Raw genomic sequence first — 24,030 nt, 5'->3', positions numbered from 1 at the left:
TCCGCGCACCCGCTTTGCGACAGACGGCTTGCCATCGCCGAGATGCGCGCGGCCTATTGCGTTCGCCGCGATGTGCGCGGCATGGGGGTGGGCGAAGGTACGGGCGGCGGAACGGCCCGCCCGTCCAAGCGGTTGAACCGCCGCCCGATCGGAAGGAATCACGCCACCATGCCCGCCACGATGCTCCACACCCACCGCGTCGAAAAGCCCTGGGGTCGCCACACGCTGTATCCGGGGTTCGAGGATGCCGCCCCCGATAGTGCGCCGATCGGTGAGGTCTGGTTCCAGGAACCCGGCGACACCTCGCCCGACCTGCTCATCAAATATCTGTTCACCAGCGAGAAGCTGTCGGTGCAGGTCCATCCCGACGACGAACAGGCCCATGCCCGTGGCCTGCCGCGCGGCAAGGACGAATGCTGGACGATCCTGACCGCCGAGCCCGATTCGACCATCGCGCTGGGACCCAAGGCGCTGATGACCAAGGAGCAGCTCCGCGCCGATGCGTTGGACGGCTCGGTCGAGGCGGATCTGGACTGGGTGCCGGTCAAGGAGGGCGATTTCTATTACGCCCCCTCGGGCACCATCCATGCGATCGGCGCCGGGCTGACCGTGATCGAGGTGCAGCAGAACAGCGAGACGACCTATCGCCTCTATGATTATGGCAGCGACCGCGAGCTGCATCTGGAGGACGGCGTCGATGTCGCGCATCTGACCCCGTATCAGCCGATCGTCTCGCCGGGACCGGCGGGCGAGGGGCGCAATATCCTGGTCGAAGGGCCCAAATTCGTGCTGGAGCGCTGGGCGGCGGGCGATCACGCGGTCGCCCTTCCCGAGGGGCGGACGGCGTGGCTGATTCCGATCACCGGCTCTGGCGAGGTCGCGGGTGTCGCGTTCCGGGCGGGCCAGTGCCTGACGGTGACGGGGACCGAAACCGTCACCCTGTCGGCGGACGGCGATGCGCTGTTCGCCTATGCGGGGACCCAGCGGCTGTAAGAGCATATTCCTCCCCTGGAAGGGGAGGTGGCAGTCCGAAGGACTGACGGAGGGGGGTCACCATCAACGGGAACACCCCTCCACCACCGCTTCGCGGCGGTCCCCCCTCCCCTTGCAGGGGAGGAATCACACGGGCGCTTTAGAACAGCCCCGGCACATCCCGTTGCGCCGCCGAGGGGCGTTGGGGCTGGACCAGCTTGCGCGGGCCGCCATCCGCCGACTGGGCCGAGGCGCTGGCGCTGATCGGGGTACAGCTCTTGCCCTGCAGGAAGTCGAGCGCGGCGCGGGTCGAGGCTTCCTGTGGGTCGCCCATCCGGCGGGTCAGGTCGTCGCTGGCGCGGCAACTGGCGGGGACGATCCCGGCCAGGCCATTATAATAATCGCCCTGCCGGTTGGCGTTCTTAAGCGAGAGTGCGATGACGCGCAGGCGGTCGTCGCACTGGGCATTGTCGCGCGCGATCTGGCCCACCGGCTTGCCATAGGTGTTGGCGCCGATCAGTCCCGAGGCAGACCCCAGATAGGGCAGCGTCCGGTTGAGAACCAGTTCGCTGGCCGATGCCGTGCCGCCGGTGCCGATAAAGGCGATACGGGTCGGTGCGATCGATTGGGGCTGGGGCGCGAAATAGGTGGTCCGGTTGTTCGACGCCTTGCTCGGGCGGAAGGCGGTATAGCCCATCACGTCCGAAGTTTGGCGCGCCCCGCCGAGCAGGTTGTTGAACAGGTCGGCGATGTCGATGCTGCCCCCGCCATTGTAGCGCAGGTCGACGACGACCTGGGTGATGCCCTGCTGCTTGAAGGTCGCGAAGGCGGCGCGAAGCTGCGGGTCGGCGGTGCTGATGAAGGTGCGCAGGTTGATATAGCCGTAACGCTGGCCATTATCGGTGATGATCTGCGTCCCGTAATTGGGCGATACGGGTTGCAGCGTATAGGCCGCCTTGGTGAGCGCGACGGTGCGCACCGCGCCCGATGTATCAGCAACCGTGAAATAACGCGTGGTACCCGCCGTATCGGGGCCGAGCGCGTCGGAGATGCCGTTATTGGGATCGGCGCTGACGATGGCCTGGATCGACCGGATATCGGAGGCGGTGGTGCCGATCCCCCGGATCTCGGTGCCGCGATCGATCCCCGCCGCCAGGGCCGCGCCGCTTTCGAACGACTCGGCGATCAACAGCTTGCTCTGCGTCGCATCGGTGGTCAGGCGAAAGCCGAAGCCCGCATCCGCGCCCGAGTTGTAATAGGCATCCTCCTCCTTGATGGAGGTGATGTAGGTGAAATACCGGTCCTTGCGCTGCGCCCGTGCGGTTGCGGTCAGCGCGTCGATATAGTCGCTGACCGTCGCATAGGGCGACGGGTCGAGCGAGGCGGGCAGCGTTTCGGGAAAGAGATACCATTCGTTCATCTGGGCCGAGACCCAGTTCTGGCGATTGCGTAGCGAGCAGGCCGATTCCGTGGTGCCGTTGGGCGAATTCCCGCCGCCGGTCGCCATCGATCCCGTGGCACTGCCGCCCCCGTCACCGCATCCCGCCAGCGTCGCCGCCAGCGCCAGCGCAGCACCCCAACGTCCGAATCGCCCCATCGCCATCCTCGCCCCTGAAGCCGTCCATCGGATAGCCCAACGGCCCAAATCTGTCAGGACGCATCTGTCGAGGGCATGAATGAATCCCGTCTTTGTCGTTAATTTCGCGAAGCTTATGGTGAAACGCCCTCGATCCGGACAAATGTTGCAGACATCCGGACACGATGCTTCCAGAAACACTGTCGATCGACATGCATTTTGCCGGTCGGTAGAGGCTAAGAGCATCCATGCTGAATGTGCTGACCCTGTCGAGCCTGTTTCCCGACTCGACTCGGCCCAATTTCGGCATCTTCGTCCAGCGGCAGACCGCAGCGCTGGCGATGCGACCGGGCGTCGGGGTGCGCGTGGTGGCGCCGATCGGCCTGCCTGTCTGGCCGCTGGCGCGATCGGATCGTTTCCTGGCCCAGGCGGCCTTGCCGTTGCGGGAGGTATGGCGCGGGCTGGATGTCAGCCGTCCGCGCTTCACCACCCTGCCGGGGACGGGGGGGCGGTTTCATGTCCCCGCTTTGATCCGTGCGCTGGTCCCGGTGCTGGACCGGCTGCGCGACGAACGGGCCTTTGACGTGATCGACGCGTCCTTCTTCTTCCCCGACGGCCCGGCGGCGGTGGCGCTGGGGCGGCGTTACGGCGTGCCGGTGTCGATCAAGGCACGGGGAGCGGACATCCACCATTGGGGCCATATGCCCGCGACCCGTCACCAGGTCGCGCGGGCGGCGGCGGCGGCGGACGGCCTGCTGGCGGTCAGTGACGCGATGGCGGACGACATCGCCGCGCTGGGCGTCCCGCGCGGGCGTATCCGGGTTCATCATACCGGCGTGGATCAGGCGCGCTTCCAGCCGATCGACCGGGGCGAGGCCAAGGCTGGGCTGGGTGTTTCCGGGCCGCTTATTCTGTCCTTGGGGGCGCTGATCCCGCGTAAAGGACATGGCGTGGTGATCGACGCGGTGGCGCGTTTGCCCGGCGTCACGGTGATGATCGTCGGGGAGGGGGCCGATCGCACCGCCTTGCAGGCGCGGGCCGAGCGGTTGGGAGTGGCGGATCGGGTTCGCCTGATCGGCGCGATCCCGCATGACGAATTGCCCGGACTATTGGGCGCGGCGGACGTGATGGCGCTGGCATCGGCATCCGAAGGGCTGGCCAATGCCTGGGTCGAATCGCTCGCCTGCGGGACGCCGATCGTCATCACGCCAGCGGGCGGGGCGGGGGACGTGGTGACCAGCCGCACCGCCGGACGGATCACCCAGGCCGAGCCGGAAGCCTTCGCAGTGGCGATCCGCGACGTGCTGGACCAGGCCCCCGATCCCTGGGCGGTCCGGGCAGCGGTGCGGGACTTCACCTGGCCGACCAATGCGGCGGCGCTGCATTCGCATCTGGCGGAACTGGTGTCGCGCACGGGTTCCGGCAAACGGTCTTAAGGGGTTTGTTCGCGCGGAGGACGCAGAGATGTCTCGCACAGGGCAATGCCCCACCTCCCCAACAGCCGCTAATCGCAGGTTGAAGGCGCAGCACGCGAATCTTCTCCGCGTCCTCCGCGCCTCCGCGCGAACAAAAATCTTCCGGTCTTCGCGATCCCGCTTCGTCAGACGCGGAGCCCCATCCGCGCCGAAGCGTCATGCGTCGAGCGGGTAGAGCGCCGCGCAGATCTTGCGGCCTTCGCTGCGCAGCACGCCCCAGGCGCGGGCGGCGGCGCGGCTGTCCATCACTTCGACACCCAGGCCGCGCGCTTCCAGGGCGGCGGCGAAGGCGGCGGGGGCGCGGCGCAGGGTCGCGCCGGTGCCGAGCAACAGGAATTCCGGCGCTTCATCGACCAGTTCGGCGACGACATCCGCCGTCAGCGATTCGAACGGTGGTGGGCTCCACGGCTCATGCCAGTCGGGCGAGAGCAGCAGCGCGGGATAGGCGATGTCGCCGACCCGAAAGCCCGTGGCGGCGAAGCCACGGACGATCGGGCCGGGCGCGGTCGGATCGCGCGTGATGCGGATCGAATCGCTCATGGTTCGCGCGGGGTGATCCGCTCGGCGTCCGAGATGGAGCGCTTGTCGGTGGTGCCCGGCTTCTCGCGATTGGGCTCGGCGCGCAGGCCCAGCGTGATGAGCAGCGAGGACGAGACGTAGATCGACGAATAGGTGCCGACCACGATGCCCAGGATCATCGCCGCGGTGAAGCCGCGCAGCACATGGCCGCCCAGCAGCAGCAGCGCGATCAGCGCCAGCAGGATGGTGACCGAGGTCATCACCGTGCGCGGCAGCGTCTCGTTCACCGACAGGTTGATGATCTCGCGCATCTCCATCTTGCGATAGCGGCGCATATTCTCGCGGATGCGGTCGTCGATGACGATCTTGTCGTTGATCGAATAGCCGATGATGGTCAGGAACGCCGCGATGATCGTCAGGTCGAGTTCGAACTGGGTCACCGCGAAGAATCCGAGCGTCACCAGCAGATCGTGGACGATCGCGACGATGGTCGACACGCCGAACTGCCACTCGAAGCGGAAGATGGCGAACAGGCCGATGCCCAGGATCGCCAGCACCACCGCCAGCACGCCGTGCTTGATCAACTCGTCGGATACCTTGCCCGACACCGTGTCGTAACGGCTGAAGGTCGCGCCGGGGAATTGCTGGCCCAGCGCGGTCTCGACCTTGCGCACGACGGCGTTGGTCGCGCCTTCGTCCTTGGAGGCGGGCACCGGCAGGCGGATGCTGATCGTCCGGCCGTCGCCGACCGTCTGGATATTGGCTTCACCCACGCCCAGCCCATCGACGACCGAGCGAACCCGGTCGGCGGAGGGCGGGGTGGGGAATTTCTCTTCGATCATCAGGCCGCCGACAAAGTCGACGCCCAGATTGAGGCCCTTGGCGAAGGTGACGCCGACCGCCAGCAGGGTGAGCGCGAGCGTCAGCCCGAACGCCCAGCCGCGCAGGCGGACGAAGTCGATGTTCGTGTTGTCGGGGACGAGTTTCAGGAGGCGCATGATCTGTTCTCCTGCCTCAAATGTTGATGGTCTTGGGCTTTTCGCGGCGCAACCAGAGCGCCACGAGCATCCGCGTGAAGGTAACGGCGGTGAACACGCTGGTCACGATGCCGATCAGCAGCACGACCGCGAAGCCCTTCACCGGGCCCGAGCCGAGCACGAGCATGATGACGCCCGAGATGGCGTGGGTCACGTTCGCCTCGAAAATGGTGCGGCTGGCTTCCTTGTAACCCAGTTCGACCGCCTGGACGACGTTGCGCCCGCGCCGTCGCTCTTCGCGAATCCGCTCGTTGATCAGTACATTGGCGTCGACCGCGGTGCCGATGGTCAGGATGAAGCCCGCGATACCCGGCAGGGTCAGCGTCGCGTTAAGCATCGCCATGACGGCCAGGATGACCAGCACGTTGATGACGACCGCGATGTTCGCATAGATGCCGAACCGGCCATAGGTGAGGGTCATGAACACGATCACCGCGACCGCCGCGATCGCCGAGGCGAGAATGCCCGCGCGGATCGAGTCGGCGCCCAGGTCAGGACCGACGGTGCGTTCCTCGACGACCTTCAGGTCGATCGGCAGCTTGCCCGAACGCAGCGAGATGGCAAGCTGGTTGGCGGTATCGACGGTGAAGTTGCCGCTGATCTGGGCGCGACCACCGAGGATCGGCTCGTTGATGTTGGGGGCCGACAGCACCTGGCCGTCGAGGATGATCGCGAAGGGCTTGCCGGTATTTTCCTGCGTGATCCGCGCGAACTTGCGGCCGCCCTGCGCGTCGAAGGTGATCGCCACCTGCGGCGCGTTGGTCTGCTGGTCGAAGGTCTGTTGCGCGTCGATCAACTGGTCGCCCGAGATGATGACGGGGCGTTTCACCGCGATCACCGGTGCGCCCAGCGGGTTGCCGGGATAGGGCAGGACCTGGCTGCCGGCGGGAGCATTGCCCTTGACCACTTCGACCGGGTTGGCGGTGGTGTCGACCAGCTTGAATTCCAGCTTGGCGGTCTTGCCGATCAGGTCTTTCAGCGCCTGCGGATTTTGCAGGCCGGGCACCTGCACCACGATGCGGTTGGAGCCTTGCTGGAGGATGGTGGGCTCCTTGGTGCCCAGCGCGTCGATGCGGCGACGCACGACCTCGGTCGCGGTCTTCATCGCGGTATCGACCGCCTGGGTCAGCCCCGCCTGGGTCGGCTTCAGGACGAAGCGCGAGGTGTCGACGACCTGGATGTCCCATTCGCGCTGGCCGGTCATGCCCGCCCCGCCGCCGGTGATCGTCAGCAGCCGCTCGCGCGCCGCATCGACCTGGGACGGGTCGCGCAGCATGAAGCTGAGCTGGCCGCCACGGACCGAGATGTCACCGATGTCGATACGCGGATTGCCGCGCCGCATCTCGGCCGCGACCTGGTCGCGCATCGTCTCCAGCCGGGTATTGGCGAGGTCGGCGGTGTCCGCCTCCAGCAGCAGATAGCTGCCGCCCGCCAGGTCGAGGCCCTTGTTGACGCGCGGATGGGGGATCGCCCCCCATTTGTCGGTCATGCTCTCGGGCAGGAAGCTCGGGATCGCCAGCAGGCACAGGGCCGCCAGCAGCGCGACGATGGAAGCGACCTTCCAGCGGGGGAAATCCAGCATCGGTGGATCAGTCGTTCGCGGGCTTGGCGGTGGGATCGACCACGTCGGTCAGCGTCGCCTTGACCACGCGGACGCGGACATTGGGGGCGATCTCGACCTCGACCAGCGTGTCCTCGACGCGGGTCACCTTGCCGACGATGCCGCCCGCCGTGGTGACCTGATCGCCCTTCTTGACCCCCTCGACCGCCGCTTGCAGCGTCTTCATGCGACGCTGTTGCGGGCGGATCATCAGGAAGTAGAAGACCACGAAGACGAGGAGCAGCGGCGCGAGGCTGAGGAACGAGGCGGCGCCGCTGGACGCGGCGGCCCCGGTGGTTGCCTGGGCGGTGAAGGGAATGAACATTCGGACCCGTCTATGCTGAATGGGCACGGGCACCGGCCGACCGATGACGATCGACAAGCCCCCATGTCGGATAGCCTGCCCGCTACCATCGCAGGCGGACAGGCGCAATGGAGAGCCGGATGTGGTGTCGGCACCGTCGCAACATCAAGGCTTGCATCCCACGGAAAACCCGCCTAGAGGCCGCCGCTCGGTCGGGGCGTAGCGCAGCCTGGTAGCGCATCACACTGGGGGTGTGGGGGTCGCAGGTTCGAATCCTGTCGCCCCGACCAATCTTCTTCCTACATGGGCGGATGACGGCGGAGCGGGCGGAAGCCCGTTCTTTCGCCATGCCCATTCCTCCCTGCGCAAAGCGCGGGGAGGGGGACCGCCGCGCAGCGGTGGTGGAGGGGCGAGGGGCGTTTGCCCCTCCACCACTCGCTGACGCGAGCGGTCCCCCTCCCCAAGCAAGCTTGGGGAGGATTGGGCGTTACCGCACCGTCATCCCCGCCGCCGTGATCTGCGACAGCAAATTCGCCCGCACCGCATCCGTTACCGGAGGCAATGGCCGCGCCGCCTTGCCGTGGCGCAGGCGTTCGCGGTCCTTTTCGTCCGGCTCGACCCGCCGGACCCGCACCGCCGCCCTGCCCACCGCGCGCAGGCCCAGTTGCTCCGCCGCGCCGCGTGACAGGTCGATGATCCGCGACGATCCGGCGAACGGCCCGCGATCGTTGACCCGCACGATGATCCGCCGCCCGGTGTCCAGCGCCGTCACCTCGACATAGCTGGGCAGCGGCAAAGTCGTATGCGCCGCCGTCGCCCAGCCTGGGCGGAAGCGTTCGCCATTCGCGGTGCGCTTGCCCGATTCGCCGCCATACCAACTGGCATAGCCCAACATGTCGTAGGTCGCGTCCTCGGCGGGGACATAGGTGACGCCGCGCACCGAATAGGGCTTGCCGATCCGCACCGGATAATCGCTGACCGGCCGGTAGTTCCCGCCGGAGCAGGCCGCGACCAGACAGGCCGCCGCCGGTGTCCATCGGCGCATCGCTTTCCTTATCATGGATGTCGATTAAGCCGCGCACGCCGCCGGATAAAGCCGTTTGCGCCTCCATCCGCCGCAGACTATCCCCATGACGACCGGAACGGGCTTTCAGCCCAGACCGGTCTTTCGCGCCGGTGCCCTTCGGGGCTTGAAACGGGAATATGGTGCAAATCCATAGCTGTCCCTGCAACTGTAAGCGGTGAGCGAGCGATGCCGGTTCCTGCCAACGGGGAACAGCCACTGGAGCCATCCGGGAAGGCCGCATCGCCGACGCTTCGACCCGCAAGCCAGGAGACCTGCCGGTGCGAGTCGCTCTTGCCGCGATCCAGGGGATGGTCATGGCCAGGATATATTGTATCATGCGAGCGACGCCCATCGGCCGATACGAATCGGCCATCTTGCCCGGCGTGCGTCCGTGGGGCGGGATGGTGACCGCGATCGCGGAGTTCGGCCTTTGTCGCAATGACGCCAGGGGTATCACCCATGTCCAACCATCCTGCCGGAGCCCCCCGCGCCCGGTTGCCGCTGAAAAAGCGGGTCGCGCTGTTGATGGGCGCGCTGATTATCGTCAATATCGCCGTCTGGGGCTGGGCGCTGAGCGTGTTCGCGGGCAACAGCCTGATGCTGGGCACCGCCCTGCTCGCCTATAGCCTGGGGCTGCGCCACGCGGTCGATGCCGATCACATCGCCGCCATCGACAATGTCACCCGCAAGCTGATGCAGGATGGCCAGCGACCCATCGCGGTCGGCCTGTGGTTCGCGATCGGCCATTCCGCCATCGTACTGATCGCGGCGACCACCGTGGCGCTCGCCGCCAGCACGCTCGCCGATTTCGAGGCGTTCGGGCAGAGCGGCGGAACCATCGCCACCATCGTCTCGGCCAGTTTCCTGTTCGCCATCGCGATCATGAACCTCATCATCCTGCGCGACGTCTGGACCCGGTTCCGCCGGGTGGCGCGCGGCGAGCCGATGGCGGAGGCCGACGCCGACATGCTGTTTTCCGGGCAGGGGCCGCTGTCGCGGCTGTTCCGCCCGCTGTTCCGCCTGATCCGGCGAAGCTGGCATATGGCCCCGCTCGGCTTTCTGTTCGGGCTGGGCTTCGACACCGCGACCGAGGTGGCCATTCTGGGGCTTTCCGGGGCACATGCCGCCGATGGCGTGTCGCTGGCGACGATCCTGGTCTTCCCCGTGCTGTTCGCGGTCGGCATGGCGTTGATCGACACCGCCGACGGGCTGGTGATGCTGGGGGCCTATGAGTGGGCGTTCGTTCATCCGCTGCGCAAGCTCTACTATAATATGACGATCACGCTGGTTTCTGCCTTGGTGGCGCTGGTGATCGGGGGGATTCAGGCGACCGCCCTGCTGGCCGAGCGGTTCGGCTGGACGGCGGGGCCGTTCCGTTATGCGGGCGCGCTGTCCGAGCATTTCAACGTGCTGGGCTTTGCGATCGTCGGGCTGTTCGTCCTTTGCTGGGGGGCGAGTTTCCTCCTCTATCGCTGGCGCGGGTTCGCGGCGATGGAGGCGCGAATTGCCAAGCCCGGCGCGGCGGGATAAATGCCGCACATCGGGGGCGAAAGTCTCCGAAGATCGCGCCGGTGCCCGCAAGGGCTTCAAACGGGAATGGGGTGCAAATCCCCGGCTGTCCCTGCAACTGTAAGCGGTGAGCGAGCGATGCTGGTGCCCATTGAGGCACGGCCACTGGAGTGATCCGGGAAGGCGCATCCCCTTGCTTCGACCCGCGAGCCAGGAGACCTGCCGGCGTCATGGTCGCTCTTGCCTGGACCCAGGGGATGGTCGGGGCACGGTTCTCCGTCGGAGAGCGACGAAGCCATGCGGCCGGGGCCGCATCGGTCGCCGGTCAGCGGGATGGATGCAATGTCGCGCCCGTCCGTCACCGCTCCGGCGATCCGCCCCATGCCGTGCTCGCTCGTCCGGCGCGTCGGAGAATTGTTTTGCGCGATCTTTCAAAGGTCCCCGTCACCATCGTCACCGGCTTTCTGGGCGCGGGCAAGACCACGCTCATCAGCCATCTGATCCGCAACGCGGGCGGTCGTCGCCTGGCGGTGGTGGTCAACGAGTTCGGCACGCTGGGCGTCGATGGCGACATCCTCCAGTCCTGCGCCATCCCCGACTGTCCGGCGGAGAATATCGTCGAACTGGCCAATGGCTGCATCTGCTGCACCGTCGCCGACGACTTCATTCCCACGGTGGAGAAGCTGCTGGCGATGGAGCCGCGCCCCGATCACATCCTGATCGAGACCTCGGGGCTGGCGCTGCCCAAGCCGCTCTTGAAGGCGTTCGACTGGCCCGCCATCCGCTCGCGGATCACGGTGGACGGTGTGGTGGCGCTCGCCGATGCGGAAGCCGTCGCGGCGGGCCGCTTCGCCCCCGATCTGGATGCGGTGGAGGCCCAGCGCGCCGCCGACCCCAGCCTCGACCATGAAACGCCGCTGTCGGAAGTGTTCGAGGACCAGTTGGCCTGCGCCGACCTCGTGCTGCTCACCAAGGCCGATCTCGCCGGGCCGGAAGGCGTCGCCAGGGCGCGCGAAATCATCGCCGCCGAAGCCCCCCGCCCGCTGCCGATGGTCGAGGCGGTGGACGGTATCGTCTCCGCCGAGATCGTGCTGGGGCTGGAAGCCGCCGCCGAGGACGACATCGCCGCGCGCCCTTCGCACCATGACGGCGCGGACGATCACGAGCATGACGATTTCGACAGCATCTCGGTGATGCTGGGCGAGGTGGATAGCCCCGAAGTGATCGCCGCGCGCATCGTCACGCTGGCCGAACAGCAGGATATCCTGCGCGTGAAGGGCTATGCGGCGGTCGCGGGTAAGCCGATGCGCTTGCTGGTGCAGGCGGTTGGTCGCCGGGTGCGGACGAATTACGACCGCCCCTGGGCCGCAGGCGAGCCGCGCGGCACCCGTCTGGTCGTCATCGCCGAGCATGACCGGATCGACCGGCCTGCGATCGAGGCCGTGCTGAAGGGCTGAACGCGGTGCATCTCGTCTTTCGCGAGAGCCATGGGCTGGAGGAACAGGCGGTTCCACAGGATCTGGGGCAGCGCCCCGGTGACGTGGTCGTGCTGTCCTTCTCCGACAGCGATCTCAGCGCCTTTGCGGCGGGCTGGCGGGCGGGGGGATTTCCCTGGTCGCTGCGGCTCGCCAATCTGGCGGCTTTGGTCCATCCGCTGTCGGTCGACACCTATGTCGAGCGGACTTTGGTTCATGCGAAGGCGATCCTGATCCGGCTGATCGGCGGGGCGGCGTACTGGGATTACGGCCTGCGCGAAGTCGAACGGCTGGCGCGCGAGCGGGGTATCGCGCTCGCCGTGCTGGCGGCGGATGGGCGCGAGGACCGGCGGTTGATGGCGGCATCCACTGTCGATGAGGCGGTGGTGCGGCGGTTGACGGTGCTGTGCGATGCGGGTGGGGCGGATGCGGCGGCGGTGGCTTTGGCGGCGTTGGCGGCAGTGTCGCCCGTGGCTCTTGCCCCTCCCCAACCCCTCCCCCTGCCGGGAGAGGGGCTTTTCGCTGGTACGTTCGCCACAAGCACGCCCCTCCCGCAGGCGGGAGGGAATGGGGGAGGGCCCTCGCCCCAAGCGATGTCGCCTGCGGCCTTGCCCCTCCCCAACCCCTCCCCCTGCCGGGAGAGGGGCTTTGAATTGGCGCCGGTTGGTGGTTGGACCCCAGACGTTTTGCACTGTCCCGCCGCAACCCTGCTGACCGCAACCCGCCCCCGAGTTCTGATCGTCTTCTACCGCGCCTATCTCGCCGCCGCAGATCTGGAACCCATCGCCGCGCTCCACACAGCGTTGGGCGAACGCGGCTTCGACACCATCGCCCTTTTTGTTCCCTCGCTGAAAGCCGAGGGCGCGGGCCCCTGGATCACGCGCTGGGCCAAGGCCCTCACCCCCGCCGCGATCGTCAACGCCACCGCCTTTTCCGCACGCGGCGAGGACGACACCACCCCGCTCGACGGCGCAGGCGTGCCGGTGTTTCAGGTGGCACTCGCCACCAGCGATCGCGAGGGCTGGCATGGCTCGCCACGCGGCCTGTCGCCCGCCGACCTTGCCATGCATGTCGTCCTGCCGGAGATCGACGGACGGCTGTTCGCGGGCGTGGTCAGCTTCAAGCAGCCGGGGACGCGCGACCCCGATTTCGACGTGGCGCTACGCCTCCACCGCGCCGAGCCGGAACGCATCGCGGCGGTGGTGGACAAGGTGGCGGGCTGGGCGAAGCTGTCCGCGACCCCGGCGGCGGAGCGGCGGCTGGCGATCCTCCTGTCAACCTATCCGGGCAAGGACTGGCAGGCGGCCCATGCGGTGGGGCTGGACGGCTTTGCCTCGACGGAGGCGATCCTGAGCGATCTGCGCGAGGCCGGATATGATGTGGAGCCGCAGGCGGATCTTCCCGCCGCCCTGCTCGCCAACCGGATCGCCTGGCCGGTCGCTGCCTATTGCGAAGCGCTAGCTGCCTTGCCCGAACCCTTGCGCGCCGACCTGCTGGAAAGCTGGGGCGCGGTCGAGGATGATCCCTTGGTTCAGGGTGACGCCTTCCATTTCCCCGCGCTCGTGCTGGGTAAGGCCATCGTCGCGCTTCAGCCCGAGCGCGGGCGGCAAGAAGCGCGGGCCGACGATTATCACGATCTCTCCCGCTGCCCGCGCCATTCCTATGTCGCCTTCTATCTCTGGCTGCGGGCGCAAGGGATCGACGCGCTGGTCCATGTCGGCGCGCATGGTACGCTGGAGTGGTTGCCCGGCAAGGCGGTGGCGCTGTCCGATGCCTGCTGGCCCGAGGCGCTGACGCGCGACTGGCCGGTCCTCTATCCCTTCATCGTCAACGATCCGGGCGAGGCGGCGCAGGCGAAGCGGCGACTGGGCGCGGTGACGATCGGGCACGTCCCCCCGACGCTGGGCCAAGCGGAGACAGGCGCGGGGCTGGGGCGATTGGAGGCGTTGCTCGACGAATATGCCAATGCCGACGGTCTCGATCCCGCGCGCCGCGACCGGCTGCGCGCCAGCATCGCCGAGGAGGCGGAGAGCGTCGGGCTGGGCGAGACTTTGGGGCTGGCCGGGGCGGAGGATCCGCTGGCCCGGATCGACGCCTTCGTCTGCGACGTCAAGGACAGCCAGTTCGGCGAGGGACTCCATATCTTCGGACGCGGCGAACAGGGCGCGGCCGAACGCGCCGGGCTGCTCGCCGGATTGAACGGAAAGCGTGTCGCGGCGGGGCCTTCGGGGTCGCCTTATCGTGGCCGCGCCGATGTGCTGCCGACCGGGCGTAACCTCTACGCCATCGACCCGCGCGCGGTGCCGAGCCGGGCGGCGCATCTTCAGGGAATCAAGCTCGCCGAAGAACTGATCCGCCGCCATATGCAGGACGAGGGCGATCACCTCCGTATGTTGATCGTCGATCTCTGGGGCTCGGCGACGATGCGGACCGCGGGCGAGGAGTTCGCCATGGCGCTGCACCTGATCGGGGTCGAGCCGGTTTGGGACCCCCGCTCCGAACGGGTGACGGGGTTCGAGGTGATGCCGCTGATGCGCTTCGACCGGCCGCGTGTGGACGTGACGCTGCGCGTGTCGGGGCTGTTCCGCGATGCCTTTCCCCATCTGGCGGCGCTGTTCGGACAGGCGGTGCGGGCGCTGGGGAAGCGGAACGAGGAGCCGGACTGGAATCCTTTCGTCGGGCAGGCGACCCCACGCGTCTATGGCCCCGCGCCGGGGCGTTACGGCATCGGGTTGGACCCCAATGCGGGCTATGACGAGGCGGCGCGGATCGACGCGGGACAGAGCTGGCTCGCCGCCTCGGCCACCGCGCTCGACGATGGCGACCGGCGCGATGCCGAGGGGGTCGCCGCGCGGGTGGCCGGGGCGCAGGCGTTCGTCCACCTCCACGACCTGCCCGAAAGCGACCTGCTGCTCGCCGCCGATTATGCCGCACATCAGGCGGGCTTCGCGGCGGCGCGCGCGGCGCTGGGGGAGGGGGCGGCCTCGCTATATCATCTCGACACGCGCGACCCCGCCAACCCCAAGGCGCGGACGCTGGCCGAGGAGATCTCCCGCACCGTCCATGCCCGCGCCGCCAACCCGCGCTGGGTAGCGGGCATGATGGCGCATGGCTTTCGCGGCGCGGCGGAGATCGCCGCGACGCTCGACCATCTCGGCAGTTTCGCGCATCTGGCGGACGCGGTGCCCGCCGCGCTGATCGACCTCTATTGGGACGCGACGCTGGCGCAGGATTCGGTGCGCGACTTCATGGCGCAGGCGAACCCGGCGGCGCTGGCGGCGATGGAGGCGCGGTTCGCAGCGCTTCACAAAGCGGGACTGTGGCGGACGCGGCGCAATTCGGTGCTGGCGATGCTGGACGGCGTGGCATGAGCGGGTTCGTCGTCAAGGGCTGGTGTCCCGATGCGTGGCGGCCGATGATGGCGGGGGACGGGCTGCTCGTGCGTGTCCGGCCGCCGCTGGGGCGGCTGACAGCCCCCCAAGTCGAGGGGCTGGGTCGGGCGGCGATCCGTCATGGCAATGGCCAGATCGACCTGACGTCACGCGCGAACCTGCAAATCCGGGGTGTCAGCGAGGAAGGCTGGCCCGCGCTGCTCACCGAATTACAGGCGCTGGGGCTGGTCGATCCCGATCCGATGCGGGAAGGGCGCGGGGTGATCCTCATCAACCCCGACTGGCGCGAAGGGGACGACACCCACGCCATCGCGACCGAACTGCGCGCGCGGCTGAGCGAATTGCCCGATCTGCCGGGCAAGGTCGGCTTCGTGGTCGATGCGGGACAGGCCCCGATGCTGTTCGATGCGCCGGGTGATTTTCGGATCGAGCGGGCCGCGACCGGCACGTTGCTGGTGCGCGCCGATGGGCGGAGTGCCGGTGTCGCCGTCTCGCGCGCAACCGCGGTCGATGCGCTGATCCGGCTGGCGCAGTGGTTCGTCGATAGCGATGGGCGCGACGCCCGGCGGATGGCGCGGCACAAGGCCGATCTGCCCGATTGGGCGAGCGGCGATGCCATGCCCGCCATGCCCGCGCCGCCGATGCGCCCCGGCGCGCATCCTATGGGGGCGGTCTATGGTCTGCCCTTTGGTCGCCTCGACGCTCAGGCGTTGGTGGACCGACGCGCCCCTATCCGCCTGACCCCGTGGCGGATGCTGCTGGCCGAGGGTGTCGCTCCGATACCGGCCGCCGGGATGGTGCTCGAAGACACCCCCATCCTCCATGTCGACGCCTGTGTCGGCGCTCCCGCCTGTCCGCAGGCCAGCGTCGAAACGCGCGAACTGGCCGCCCGGCTCGCGCCCCTGATCGACGGCCAACTGCACATATCGGGTTGCGCGAAGGGCTGCGCGCGGGCACGGGCGGCGGACTGGGTGCTGACCGGGCGGGAGGGGGCTTTCGATCTGGCCAGACACGCCCGTGCCGGGGCCGCGCCCCTTCACACCGGATTGACGCCCGAGCGGGCGGTCGCGCTTCTCGGAGCCTGTTGATGCCGTACACTTACGAAACCGATGGCGCGGCAATCTATCGCCAGTCCTTCGCCATCATCCGCGCCGAGGCGGACCTGACCCGCTTCGATGCGGAGGAAGAGCCGGTCGCGGTGCGCATGATCCATGCCGCCGGGCTGGTCGAACTGGCCCCGTCGATCCATTTCTCGCCCGGTTTCGCGGCGGCGGGGCGCCAGGCGCTGGCGGACGGAGCGGCGATCCTGTGCGATGCGCATATGGTCAGCGAGGGCGTGACCCGCGCCCGCCTGCCCGCCGACAATCCGGTGATCTGTACGCTGCGCGATCCCTCGGTTCCAGAACTGGCCAAGCGGATGGGCACGACCCGCTCCGCCGCCGCGCTGGAACTGTGGCGGCCGCATCTGGCGGGGGCCTTGGTGGCGATCGGCAATGCGCCGACCGCGCTCTTCCATCTGCTGACCATGCTGGAAGACCCCGACTGCCCGCGCCCGGCGGCGATCATCGGCTGTCCGGTCGGCTTTGTCGGCGCGATGGAGTCGAAGGATGCGCTGTGGGAAGCCCAGCCCGTCCCCTGCGCCATCGTGAAGGGGCGTCCCGGTGGCAGCGCGATCACGGTGGCCGCGATCAACGCGCTGGCGAGCCGCGCCGAATGACGGGGACCGTTCACGGCGTCGGCCTGGGGCCGGGCGCGGCGGACCTGATGAGCGTCCGCGCCGACCGACTGGTTCGGGGCGCTCGCCACGTCGCCTATTTCCGTAAAAGCGGGCGGCGGGGCCATGCGCGCACCATCGTCGAGGGCATGTTGCGCCCCGATGTGGTCGAATATCCGATGGACTATCCGGTCACGACCGAGATCGCCTTCACCGACCCGCGCTACAATGAATGCCTGTCGGCCTTTTATGCGACCTGCACCGCGCATATCCTGTCGCTGGTGCGGGGCGGGGAGGATGTGGTCGTGCTGTGCGAGGGCGACCCGTTCTTCTACGGCTCGTTCATGCACCTGCACAGCCGGTTGAAGGATCATGCCCCCGTCGCGGTGGTGCCGGGCATCACCGGCATGTCGGGGGCGTGGACGGCCAGCGGCGCGCCGATCACCTGGGGCGACGATGTGCTGACCGTCGCGATGGCGACGCTGCCTGAGGAAGAACTGACGCGGCGTATCGCCGAGACCGATGCGCTGGTGGTGATGAAGATCGGCCGCCACCTCCCCAAGCTGCGCCGCGCCATCGCGGCGGCGGGGCGGACCGATCAAGCGTGGCTGGTCGAACATGCCGCCCAGGCTGGCGAGCGGGTGCGCCGTCTGGTTGGGGTGGAGGATGCCCCCGCCCCCTATTTCTCGATCGCGCTGATCCATGGCCAGGGGCGGCGGCCATGAGCGGCTGGCTGATCGTCGCGGGGCTGGGGCCGGGGGCGGAGGCGATGGTGACGCCCGAGGTGTCGGCGGCGCTGGCCGAGGCCACGGACGTGGTCGGCTATATCCCCTATGTCGCGCGGGTGCCCGAGCGGCCGGGCCTGACCCGCCATGCCAGCGACAACCGGGTCGAGCGCGACCGGGCGCTCCACGCGCTGGAGATGGCGGAGGCGGGGGGCCGTGTGGTCGTCGTTTCCTCGGGCGATCCGGGGGTGTTCGCGATGGCGGCGGCGATCTTCGAGCGGGTGGAGGAGGACCCTGCGCGCTGGCATGATCTCGACATCCGGGTCCTGCCGGGCATCACCGCGATGCTGGCGGCGAGCGCGCGGGCGGGCGCGCCGCTGGGGCATGACTTCTGCGCGATCAACCTGTCGGACAACCTGAAGCCACAGGCGCTGATCGAGCGGCGGTTGAAGCTGGCGGCGGAGGCGGACTTCGCCATCGCGCTCTACAACCCCCGGTCCAAGGCGCGGCCCGATGCGCTGGATGCGGCCTTTGCCCTGTTGCGGGAGGTTTGTGGCGACGACCGCCCGGTGCTTTTCGCCCGCGCCGTCTCCACACCCGAGGAGCATCTGCGTATCGTGCCGTTGCCGGAAGCGCGCGGAGAGATGGCCGATATGCGCACCGTCGTCATCATCGGGTCTAGCCGTACGCGGATCGTGCCTCATGCTGGCCAGCCGATCCTCTACACCCCCCGGACGACGCCGTGATCCAGCCAGTCGAGTACAGCCGCGACGCTGTCCGCGTGCGGACGGGGCGGAATGAAGGGCCGGTCGATCATCACCACCGGCAGCCCGAGTTCGCGCGCCGCATCCAGCTTGGCCCGCGCGCCCGAGCCGCCCGCATTCTTGGCGACGATCGTCTGAATCCGGTGTTCCCGCAGCAGTGCCAGTTCGCCCGCCAGCGTGAAGGGACCGCGATCCACCACCAGATGATGGTTCGGCAAGGTCGGCTCGGCGGCATCGACGAAGCGCAACAGATAGAAATGCTGCGCCGCATGAACGAAATCGCCGATGGTCTGGCGACCGAGCGCCAGGAAGATGCGCGCGGGGTCGGTGCCGAGCGCGGCCACCGCTTCCGCCGTATCCGCCACACGGGTCCAGCGATCGCCGGGCCCATCCACCCATTCGGGACGGGTCAGGGCGAGCAGCTTCACGCTCGCCCGCTCCGCCGCCGCGATGGCATTGGCGCTGATCCGCGCGGCGAAGGGATGGGTCGCGTCGACCAGATGGGTCACGCCTTCGCGGGTCAGGTACTCCGCCAGCCCCTCGACGCCGCCGAACCCGCCGACACGCGTCGGGATCGCCTGCGCGCGGGGAGCCTCCGTGCGGCCCGCATAGCTCAGCACCGCCCGCTCGCCGCGCGCGGCCAGCGCGGTGGCCAGGGCGCTCGCCTCGGTCGTGCCGCCGAGCAGAAGGATATGGCGCATGGCTGACTCCGAACCCTGGCTGACGATTATCGGCATCGGCGAGGATGGCTGGGACGGCCTGATTGCCCCGGCGCGTGCCGCGATCCAGGCCGCCGATAGCGTGATGGGCGCCCCCCGTCACCTGTCGCTGCTGCCCCGGCAAGGCCGCGCCGAGCGGATCGTCTGGCCGGTGCCCTTTGCCGATGGCGTACCGATGCTTCTCGAACGGCGGGGGGAGCGGGTGGTGATGCTCGCTTCGGGCGATCCCTTCTGGTTCGGGGCGGGGTCGGTCGTGACCCGTCATCTGGAGCCGGGCGAGTGGGTCGCATACCCGGCACCCTCGACCCTGTCGCTGGCGGCGGCAAGGCTGGGCTGGCCGGTAGAGACGATCCGGAGCGTCGGGCTGCACGCCCGGCCGGTCGAGACGCTGCGTCCGCATCTGGCACCGGGGCGGCGGGTGCTGGCGCTGATGCGCGACGGGGCGTCGGTGACCGGGCTGGCGGCGTGGCTGGTCGAGCAGGGTTTCGGTGACAGCACGCTGACCGTATTGGAGGCGCTGGGCGGGCCGCGCGAGCGGGTCCGGCGGGCGGTGGCGAGCGCGCTCGACTGGACCGACATCGTGCATCCCGTGGCGGTCGCCATCGAGCCTGCGGGAGAGGGCTGCGTCCTCCCCCGTGCGAGCGGTCTGGAGGACAACTGGTTCGATCATGACGGACAGATCACCAAGCGCCCGGTCCGCGCGCTGGCGCTGTCGGCGCTGGCCCCGCGACCGGGCGAGTTGCTGTGGGACATTGGCACCGGATCGGGATCGGTCGCCATCGAATGGCTGCTGAGCGACCCCACCACCCGCGCGGTCGGCTTCGAGCGTGATCCCGCCCGGCTTGCCCGCGCCGCCGCCAATGCCGCGCGGCTGGGCGTGGAGCGGCTGGAACTGGTCGAGGGCGATGCGGTCACGAGCCTCGCCGACCGTCCGCATCCGGATGCGGTGTTCGTCGGTGGTGGCCTGTCGCCGCAGCTCGTGGACGCGCTGCGCACCCTGCCGCATTGCCGTCTGGTCGCGCACGGTGTGACGCTGGAGACCGAGGCGCTGCTGGCCCAGTGCCATTCGCGTTTCGGCGGCGAGTTGCTGCGCATCGAACTGGCGCGGGCTCGGCCGCTGGGCACCAAGCGCGGGTGGAAGGCGAGCTATCCCATCGTGCAATGGCGGGTCGCATGGTGATCGCCGGGTTCGGATGCCGCGCGGATGCAACGGTGGCGTCGTTCCGCAGCGCGCTGGCGGCGACGGGCGTTCGGCCCGATGGCCTTGCCGTGCCGGAGGACCGCGCCGCGCTGATCGCCGGTTTCGCCGAAGGGGAGGGGTTGTCCGTCACCGCCATAACCGCTGACCAGTTGAGCGGTATCGACACACCCACCCAATCCGACCTTAGCCTGACCCATCGCGGCGTCGGCAGCGTCGCCGAAGCCGTCGCGCTCGCCGCCGCCGGGCCGGGCGCGCGGATCATCGTGGCTCGCGTAATTTCCTCCGACTGCATGGCGACCTGCGCCATTGCTCAGGGACTTAGAGTATGACCGTCCATTTCATCGGCGCCGGACCCGGTGCCCCCGACCTGCTGACCCTGCGGGGGCGCGACCTGATCGCGGCCTGCCCGGTTTGCCTCTATGCCGGATCGCTGGTGCCGGAAGCGGTGCTCGCCCATTGCCCGCCGGGTGCCAGGATCGTGAACACCGCGCCGATGACGCTCGACGAGATCATGGCGGAAATTTCGGACGCCCATGCCAAGGGGCAGGATGTTGCCCGGCTCCATTCTGGCGATCTGTCGGTCTGGTCGGCGATGGGCGAGCAGGTGCGGCGCCTGCGTGAACTGGGCATCCCCGTCTCGGTGACGCCGGGCGTGCCGTCCTTCGCGGCGGCGGCGGCGGTGCTGGAAAGCGAGCTGACCCTGCCCGGCATCGCCCAGTCGGTGGTCCTGACCCGTACCCCCGGTCGCGCCAGCGCCATGCCGGAGGGGGAGTCGCTCAGCGCCTTCGCCGCGACGGGGGCGACGCTGGCCATCCATTTGTCGATCCACAATCTGGCCAGGGTGGTCGCCGACCTGACCCCGCATTATGGCGCGGACTGCCCGGTCGCGATCGTCTGGCGCGCGAGTTGGCCCGAGCAGCGGATCGTCCGGGCGACGCTTGCCACCATCGAGCAGGCCGCCGCCGACGGGCCGGAGCGGACCGCGCTGATCCTGGTCGGGCGCGTCCTCGACCAGAGCGATTTCGCCGAAAGCCGCTTGTACGCCGAGGGCTATGACCGTCGCTATCGTCCGGGGAACAGCGTCGAATGACCCCAGGGTTGATGATCGCCGCGCCCGCTTCGGGCACGGGCAAGACGACGGTGATGCTGGGCCTGCTCCGCGCGTTCCGCGATGCGGGCGTGGCGGTGCAGCCGTTCAAGAGCGGCCCCGACTATATCGACCCCGCCTTCCACCGCGCGGCCTGCGAGCGGTCGTCGTTCAACCTCGACGGCTGGGCGATGCCTGCCGCATTGCTCGACACGCTGGGGCAGCGCGGGGCGGATGCGGAACTGGTGCTGGCCGAAGGCTCGATGGGGCTGTTCGACGGCGTGGCGAAGCCGGGCGCGACCGGCATGGGGAGCAGCGCGGAAACCGCCAAACGCATGGGCTGGCCCGTGGTGCTGGTGATCGACGTATCGGGTCAGGCGCAATCGGCGGCGGCGACCGCGCTCGGTTTCGCGCGCTACGACCCCGAATTGCGGGTGGCGGGGGTGATCCTGAACCGCGTCGCGAGCCCGCGTCACGAGCGGCTGGCGAAACTGGGGTTCGAGGAGATCGGCCTGCCGGTCTTTGGCGCGCTGCCCCGGCGTGGCGATCTGGTGCTGCCCGAACGGCATCTGGGGCTGGTGCAGGCGGTCGAGCATCCCGAACTCGACCGGCTGATCGGCGACTATGCCGCTTTCCTGGCGGCGCATGTCGATCTGGAGGCGGTGCGTGCGGCGGCCTATGCCAAGCCCGCCGTCAGCACGCCCGGCACGCTCCCGCCGCCGCCCGCGCAGCGAATCGCGCTGGCGCAGGATGCGGCCTTTTCTTTCGTCTATCCGCATATGCTCGAGGGCTGGCGGAGCGCGGGAGCGGAAATCCTGCCCTTCTCGCCACTCGCGGACGAAGCGCCGGATGCCTCGGCCGATCTGGTCTGGCTGCCCGGTGGTTATCCCGAACTCCATGCCGGTCGACTGGCGGCGGCGGAGACGTTTCGCGCGGGGCTCGCCGCCCATGCCGCGACGAAACCGATCCATGGCGAGTGCGGCGGGTACATGGCGCTGGGCGAGGCGCTGGTCGATGCGGAGGGCGTCAGCCACCGCATGGCGGGGCTGCTCGGTCTCGTCACCAGCTATGCCAGGCGGAAAATGCACCTCGGCTATCGCCGCGCGACGTTGCTGGGCGAGGTGGCGGGGATGCCCGAGGGTGCGGTGCTGGGCGGACATGAGTTTCACTACTCGACCGTCCTCGAACAGCCCGATGCGCCGCTGGCCCATGTCGTCGATGCGCAGGGCGACGCCGTGGCCGAGACGGGGTCGCGGCGCGGGCGGGTGACGGGCACCTTCTTCCATCTGGTGGCGCGCTGGTGGTGAGGGGGTTCGTATCCCTTGTCGGCGCGGGGCCGGGCGATCCCGAACTGCTGACGCTGAAGGCCGTGCGCTGTCTGGGCGAGGCCGATGTCGTCCTATTCGACGACCTCGCCGCCGGACCGATGCTCGCCCATGCCCGCGCCGATGCCGAACTGATCGCGGTCGGCAAGCGGGCGGGCCGCGCCTCGCCCAAACAGGGAGAGATCGACCGGCTGCTGGTCGATCATGCGCTGGCGGGCAAGCGGGTGGTGCGGTTGAAGTCGGGCGATCCCGGCATTTTCGGGCGGCTGGAGGAGGAGATCGCGGCGCTGAAGGCGGCGGGCATTGCCTATGAGATCGTCCCCGGCGTCAGCGCGGCGAGTGCGGCGGCGGCGGCGGCGGGCATCCCGCTGACCCGGCGTAACGCGGCGCGGCGGGTGCAGTTCGTGACCGGCCACGACGTCACCGGCGCGCTGCCCGTCGACCGCAACATGGCGGCGCTGGCGGATGCGGGCGCGACGACCGTGGTGTTCATGCCCAAGCGGACCTTCCCCGCGCTGGCGGAGGCGTTGGTCGCCCACGGCCTGCCGCCGGAGACGCCCGCCCTCATGGCGGAGCATGTCGGTTGTCCCGACCAGCGGCTGACCCGTTCGACCGTCGGCGACCTCGCGGCGCAACTGTCGGAGGGTGTGTCGGACAAGGCGGCGCTGATCCTCTATGGCCCGTTGATGGAGGACCTGTGATCCATCTCGACCTGATCGGCATAGGCACGGGCAATCCCGATCACCTGACCCGCGCCGCCGAAGCCGCGATGCGCGCCGCCGACCTGATCCTGTTGCCGCGTAAAGAGGACAAGGCCGAACTGATCGACCTGCGCCGCGACATTTGTGCACAGGTGCTGACGGGCGCGACGACGCAAGTCGTGGAGTTCGACCTGCCGGTGCGAGCGGGGGAGGGCGACTATCTCGACAATGTCGAGCGCTGGCATGACGCGATCGCCGAATGCTGGGCGGCGGAGATCGCGCGGGCGTTGCCGCAAGGCGGGCGGGTGGCGTTGCTCGTCTGGGGCGATCCGTCGCTCTACGACAGCACGATCCGTATCGCCCGGCGGCTGATCGCGGTGGAGCGGGTGACGGTGGTGCCGGGGATCACCAGCCTGCAATTGCTGTGCGCGGCCCATGCCATCCCGTTCAACGCGGTGGGCGCGCCGGTGATGGTGACGACCGGGCGGCGGCTCCGCGAGGGCGGTTGGCCCGAGGGGGCGGACAGCGTGGCGGTGATGCTCGACGGCGGATGCGCGTTCACGACGCTGGATCGGCCGGATGCGTTCATCTGGTGGGGGGCGTATCTGGGCATGGCGCAGCAGGCGGTCGAGGCCGGTCGGCTGGCGGACGTGGCGGAGCGGATCGTCGCGCGGCGGGCCGAGTTACGCCGCGAACACGGGTGGATCATGGACGTGTACCTGCTCCGGCGTGGTGGGGATTTGGTGGGAGAGTGGGGGTGATGGAGCCGCTCGCTTCGCTTCTAGCCGCTCCCCTCCCGCAGGCGGGAGGGGGTGGGGGAGGGCCCTGCGCCAAGCCGTCTCGCCCGTGGCCTAGCCCCCACCCCAAAC

General features: G+C 68.9%; 22 protein-coding genes, 1 tRNA gene and 2 riboswitches. Of the genes, 16 read left to right on the top strand and 7 right to left on the bottom strand.

Features of this window, described 5'->3' with window-relative positions; genetic code table 11:
• Positions 1–168: 168 nt before the first annotated feature.
• Positions 169–993, top strand: coding sequence for a phosphoheptose isomerase (locus tag SM191_RS12290; RefSeq protein WP_341506463.1), 825 nt, complete (start codon positions 169–171; stop codon positions 991–993).
• Between the two features lie 139 nt (positions 994–1,132).
• On the opposite strand, the gene SM191_RS12285 is transcribed toward SM191_RS12290, so the two are convergent.
• A complete protein-coding gene (locus SM191_RS12285; RefSeq protein WP_445949852.1) occupies positions 1,133–2,575 on the bottom strand; it encodes a S41 family peptidase in 1,443 nt (480 codons plus the stop codon).
• A gap of 221 nt (positions 2,576–2,796) precedes the next feature.
• Here SM191_RS12285 and SM191_RS12280 point away from each other — a divergent pair, with 221 nt between their 5' ends.
• Entirely contained in the window at positions 2,797–3,984 is a 1,188-nt protein-coding gene (locus SM191_RS12280; RefSeq protein ID WP_341506442.1) for a glycosyltransferase, read from the top strand.
• Positions 3,985–4,179: 195 nt separating this feature from the next.
• Here the strand turns inward: SM191_RS12280 and SM191_RS12275 are convergent, their stop codons facing one another.
• From SM191_RS12275 to yajC, 4 genes are read right to left on the bottom strand one after another with little or no spacing between them, the layout of a single operon-like run.
• Positions 4,180–4,563, bottom strand: coding sequence for an Mth938-like domain-containing protein (locus SM191_RS12275; protein WP_307002330.1), 384 nt, complete (start codon positions 4,561–4,563; stop codon positions 4,180–4,182).
• A complete protein-coding gene (gene secF / locus SM191_RS12270) occupies positions 4,560–5,540 on the bottom strand; it encodes a protein translocase subunit SecF (RefSeq protein ID WP_341506441.1) in 981 nt (326 codons plus the stop codon). Before secF ends, SM191_RS12275 begins: the two co-directional genes overlap by 4 nt.
• Before the next feature lie 16 nt (positions 5,541–5,556).
• Positions 5,557–7,161: a protein translocase subunit SecD gene (secD, locus tag SM191_RS12265; protein WP_307002328.1), complete on the bottom strand. Its 1,605-nt coding sequence runs from the start codon at positions 7,159–7,161 to the stop codon at positions 5,557–5,559.
• Positions 7,162–7,168: 7 nt separating this feature from the next.
• The gene (gene yajC, locus SM191_RS12260) at positions 7,169–7,504 is read right to left on the bottom strand and encodes a preprotein translocase subunit YajC (protein WP_307002327.1); all 336 of its coding nucleotides are present in this window, start codon (positions 7,502–7,504) and stop codon (positions 7,169–7,171) included.
• A gap of 192 nt (positions 7,505–7,696) precedes the next feature.
• Between yajC and SM191_RS12255 the strand changes: the two genes are divergently transcribed.
• Positions 7,697–7,773: transfer RNA gene (locus SM191_RS12255), tRNA-Pro, on the top strand.
• Positions 7,774–7,970: 197 nt separating this feature from the next.
• On the opposite strand, the gene SM191_RS12250 is transcribed toward SM191_RS12255, so the two are convergent.
• A complete protein-coding gene (locus tag SM191_RS12250; protein WP_341506440.1) occupies positions 7,971–8,528 on the bottom strand; it encodes a septal ring lytic transglycosylase RlpA family protein in 558 nt (185 codons plus the stop codon).
• A gap of 112 nt (positions 8,529–8,640) precedes the next feature.
• A riboswitch (cobalamin riboswitch) is annotated at positions 8,641–8,843 on the top strand.
• A gap of 165 nt (positions 8,844–9,008) precedes the next feature.
• On the opposite strand from SM191_RS12250, the gene SM191_RS12245 reads away from it, so the two are divergent.
• The 7 genes from SM191_RS12245 to cobJ all read left to right on the top strand — a co-directional run bounded on the left by SM191_RS12245 (position 9,009) and on the right by cobJ (position 18,110).
• Complete coding sequence (locus SM191_RS12245; protein WP_341506439.1) at positions 9,009–10,079, top strand: HoxN/HupN/NixA family nickel/cobalt transporter; 1,071 nt, start codon at positions 9,009–9,011, stop codon at positions 10,077–10,079.
• 22 nt (positions 10,080–10,101) lie between these two features.
• Positions 10,102–10,299, top strand: a riboswitch (cobalamin riboswitch).
• A gap of 178 nt (positions 10,300–10,477) precedes the next feature.
• Positions 10,478–11,515, top strand: coding sequence for a cobalamin biosynthesis protein CobW (gene cobW, locus SM191_RS12240; protein WP_341506438.1), 1,038 nt, complete (start codon positions 10,478–10,480; stop codon positions 11,513–11,515).
• Between the two features lie 5 nt (positions 11,516–11,520).
• Positions 11,521–14,904 (top strand): cobaltochelatase subunit CobN, encoded by a 3,384-nt coding sequence (cobN, locus tag SM191_RS12235; protein WP_341506437.1) that lies wholly within the window; start codon positions 11,521–11,523, stop codon positions 14,902–14,904.
• Entirely contained in the window at positions 14,901–16,013 is a 1,113-nt protein-coding gene (locus tag SM191_RS12230) for a cobalamin biosynthesis protein CobG (protein WP_341506436.1), read from the top strand. The genes cobN and SM191_RS12230 overlap by 4 nt, the downstream gene beginning before the upstream one ends.
• A complete protein-coding gene (locus SM191_RS12225) occupies positions 16,013–16,642 on the top strand; it encodes a precorrin-8X methylmutase (RefSeq protein WP_341506435.1) in 630 nt (209 codons plus the stop codon). The genes SM191_RS12230 and SM191_RS12225 overlap by 1 nt, the downstream gene beginning before the upstream one ends.
• Positions 16,639–17,364 (top strand): precorrin-2 C(20)-methyltransferase, encoded by a 726-nt coding sequence (cobI, locus tag SM191_RS12220; RefSeq protein ID WP_341506434.1) that lies wholly within the window; start codon positions 16,639–16,641, stop codon positions 17,362–17,364. The genes SM191_RS12225 and cobI overlap by 4 nt, the downstream gene beginning before the upstream one ends.
• The gene (gene cobJ / locus SM191_RS12215) at positions 17,361–18,110 is read left to right on the top strand and encodes a precorrin-3B C(17)-methyltransferase (protein WP_341506433.1); all 750 of its coding nucleotides are present in this window, start codon (positions 17,361–17,363) and stop codon (positions 18,108–18,110) included. Before cobI ends, cobJ begins: the two co-directional genes overlap by 4 nt.
• Here the strand turns inward: cobJ and SM191_RS12210 are convergent.
• Positions 18,086–18,829 (bottom strand): cobalt-precorrin-6A reductase, encoded by a 744-nt coding sequence (locus tag SM191_RS12210; RefSeq protein WP_341506432.1) that lies wholly within the window; start codon positions 18,827–18,829, stop codon positions 18,086–18,088. The genes cobJ and SM191_RS12210 overlap by 25 nt on opposite strands.
• Between SM191_RS12210 and cbiE the strand changes: the two genes are divergently transcribed.
• From cbiE to cobF, 6 genes are read left to right on the top strand one after another with little or no spacing between them, the layout of a single operon-like run.
• Positions 18,828–20,027, top strand: a complete 1,200-nt coding sequence (gene cbiE / locus SM191_RS12205) for a precorrin-6y C5,15-methyltransferase (decarboxylating) subunit CbiE (protein WP_341506431.1) — start codon at positions 18,828–18,830, stop codon at positions 20,025–20,027. The genes SM191_RS12210 and cbiE overlap by 2 nt on opposite strands.
• Positions 20,021–20,377 carry a cobalamin biosynthesis protein gene (locus tag SM191_RS12200; RefSeq protein ID WP_341506461.1) on the top strand — a complete coding sequence of 119 codons (357 nt, stop codon included), beginning with the start codon at positions 20,021–20,023 and terminating at the stop codon, positions 20,375–20,377. The genes cbiE and SM191_RS12200 overlap by 7 nt, the downstream gene beginning before the upstream one ends.
• Complete coding sequence (gene cobM / locus SM191_RS12195; protein ID WP_341506430.1) at positions 20,374–21,138, top strand: precorrin-4 C(11)-methyltransferase; 765 nt, start codon at positions 20,374–20,376, stop codon at positions 21,136–21,138. Before SM191_RS12200 ends, cobM begins: the two co-directional genes overlap by 4 nt.
• A complete protein-coding gene (locus SM191_RS12190) occupies positions 21,135–22,442 on the top strand; it encodes a cobyrinate a,c-diamide synthase (protein ID WP_341506429.1) in 1,308 nt (435 codons plus the stop codon). The genes cobM and SM191_RS12190 overlap by 4 nt, the downstream gene beginning before the upstream one ends.
• Positions 22,439–23,161 carry a uroporphyrinogen-III C-methyltransferase gene (gene cobA / locus SM191_RS12185; RefSeq protein WP_341506428.1) on the top strand — a complete coding sequence of 241 codons (723 nt, stop codon included), beginning with the start codon at positions 22,439–22,441 and terminating at the stop codon, positions 23,159–23,161. The genes SM191_RS12190 and cobA overlap by 4 nt, the downstream gene beginning before the upstream one ends.
• Positions 23,158–23,922 (top strand): precorrin-6A synthase (deacetylating), encoded by a 765-nt coding sequence (gene cobF, locus SM191_RS12180; RefSeq protein WP_341506427.1) that lies wholly within the window; start codon positions 23,158–23,160, stop codon positions 23,920–23,922. The genes cobA and cobF overlap by 4 nt, the downstream gene beginning before the upstream one ends.
• Positions 23,923–24,030 lie beyond the last annotated feature (108 nt).

The sequence above is a fragment of the Sphingomonas sp. 2378 genome (assembly GCF_038084995.1).
Classification (GTDB): domain Bacteria; phylum Pseudomonadota; class Alphaproteobacteria; order Sphingomonadales; family Sphingomonadaceae; genus Sphingomonas.
The sequence above is the reverse complement of the archived record's forward strand: the minus strand, read 5'-3'. Positions and strand labels throughout refer to the sequence as shown.